This is a genomic window from Defluviitoga sp. (genome assembly GCF_035349255.1).
Classification (GTDB): Bacteria; Thermotogota; Thermotogae; order Petrotogales; family Petrotogaceae; genus Defluviitoga.
The window spans coordinates 1-2,559 of record NZ_DAOPSE010000086.1 but is presented as its reverse complement, the minus strand read 5'-3'; the positions used below and the strand labels follow the sequence as shown (position 1 = coordinate 2,559).

The window sequence follows — 2,559 nt, the reverse complement described above, 5'->3', positions numbered from 1 at the left end:
TGTCTTATTTGGATGGATAGAAGAGCTTGGCAAGAAACACAATGGGTTAAAGATAATATTCCTCATGATAAACTTTTTGAAATTACCGGAAATTATGTAGATTCTTATTTTGGATTTACAAAAATAATGTGGATAAGAGATAATTTACCAGACATTTGGAATAAAACATATAAATTTGTCAGTCCAAAAGATTATATTATTTTTAAATTAACTGGGGAACTGTCAACAGATTATAGTTCGGCGGGTAATCTCGGGGGAGTTTTTGATATTAGGACTAAAAAGTGGTCTCAAGAAATGGGAGATGCATTAGGAATACCAATAACTATGCTTCCTGAGAAGATCCTTAATTCTCATGATATTGCAGGTTATCTTACTAAAGAAATGTCTAATTTAACAGGCTTAATTGAAGGAACTCCAATAATAAGTGGAGGAATAGATGCGCCAATGGCTCAATTAAGTGCAGGTGTTTTAAATGAAGGAGAACACGTATTTATGGCAGGAACTTCAACTTGTTGGGGAACCCTTTTATACGATAAAAAGCCTCCTTCCTCAAAATTAGTTAATTATCCTTATGTGGTAGAAGCAGATAAATTACTTTATACTTTTGGAGGAAGTGCTACAACAGGCGCTTTAGTTGATTGGTTCATCGATGAATTTGGACAATTAGAATCAAATGTTGGTAAGCAGGTAGGCATTTCTCCATATGATCTTTTGGAATTAAAAGCAAAAAAGATACCTTTGGGAAGTGAAGGGTTACTGGCATTGCCATATTTTATGGGCGAGCGTTCTCCTATTTGGGATCCAGATGCAAGAGGTGTTATTTTAGGACTTTCTCTTTATCATCAAAAGCAGCATGTATATAGAGCTTTAATGGAATCAGCAGCTTATTCTTTAAGGCATAATATGGAAACTGCCAAAGAATCAGGTATTAAATTGAATCCTGATTGTTGGATAGTAGGGGGAGTTGCTAATTCTGAATTGTGGACGAAAATATTTGCAGATGTAACGGGATATAACATGATAAAACTTTCTGATAATATTGAAGCTCCGTTGGGAGACGCTTTTCTTGTAGGTTTAGGAACTGGTATATTTAAAAAACCTGAAGAAATTAAGAACTGGATAAAAATAGAAACAAAAATTGACGCAGAAAAAGAACATTTTGAAAAATATGATCAATATTACAAACTCTTTTTAGAATTATATGAAAATACAAAAGAGATAATGCATAAAATATCAAAATTATAGTAAATCTTCGGAGGTGTGAATGGTGATAGAAAAAAGGAAACCCAGGATTGGAATTTTAGGGATTATGCAGAAGCTATATGATAAGACATATCCAAATATTGTGGAAACTCAATCGAATTATGTAAAGGATGTTATTAAAGAACTTGAGAATGTTGCAGACTTTAAATTCTCAAGACCAGCTAGGGATAGAAATGATATTGAACAGATAGTTGAAGAATACAACAACGATAAAGAATTAGATGGAATAATGATTATGATGCTAACTTACAGTCCTGGCCAAAGAATCGTACCCGCTTTAAAAAATAACAAATTGCCTATAATACTTGCTAATACTCAGCCTTTATCATCTGTTACCCAGGATTGGAATATGGAACACTTAACATATAATCAAGGAATCCATGGTGCTCAAGACAATATGAATGCTATAGTAAGATTAGGTATAAATTGTCCTGTTATTACTGGTGATTGGAAAGATAAAGCGTTCAAAACAGAGATTGGGAACTGGGCTTTGGCCGCTCAAGCTGCAAAAGCTGCAAGAAGAATAAGAATAGCAGTCATAGGAAGAATGCCGGGGATGGGTGATATTACTTTTGATTCAGCTGCATTACTTAAGAAACTTGGAGTTGAAGTGGTTGATGAAAGTATGGGTAAGATATACACCTATTTAGAAAAAGTCACGAAAGAGGAAATTGAAAAGGTGAAAGAAGAAAACGCGACACATTTTGAAATTGATCCCAACCTAGAAGAAGATCAATACAACTTTGCTGCAAAGTTTCAAGTTGCAATCGAAAAATTTTTGAAAGAGGAGAACTATGATGGATACAGCATATATTTTGACTCAGTCAAAGATGATGGAAGGTTTGAACAGCTACCATTAATGGCTGCATCAAATTTAATGGCAAAAGGATATGGATATGGTGCTGAGGGAGATGCACTTGCCGCAACAGCTGTGATATTAGGCCATATCTTGGGAGAAAATGGACATTTTACTGAAATGTACGCAATGGATTTTGAAAGAGATTCTATTTTCATGAGCCATATGGGTGAAGGGAATTGGAAAGTTGCTAGAAAAGACAAACCAATGAAACTCATAGACAGATTTTTAGGAATAGGCGATTTAAACAATCCTCCAACAATTGTATTCAACGTACAACCAGGCGAAGGAACTATAGCTTCTTTGGCTCCTATTAGTAATGGAAATTTCAGATTGGTTGTTTCTAAGGGGGAAGTTTTAGATAGTGAAGAATATCCAAACGTTGAAATGCCATACTTTCATTTCAAACCAGATAATGGAGTAAGAAAATCTATGACAAA

The 2,559-nt window shown here is 34.4% G+C and carries 2 protein-coding genes; both read left to right on the top strand.

Annotated features, from left to right (window positions below):
• Positions 1-1,245 (top strand): FGGY-family carbohydrate kinase (locus PKN74_RS08290; RefSeq protein WP_472310365.1); only part of this gene is annotated, 1,245 nt, incomplete at its 5' end.
• 22 nt (positions 1,246-1,267) lie between these two features.
• A partial coding sequence (locus PKN74_RS08285) for an L-arabinose isomerase family protein (protein ID WP_472310363.1) occupies positions 1,268-2,559 on the top strand: 1,292 nt, incomplete at its 3' end.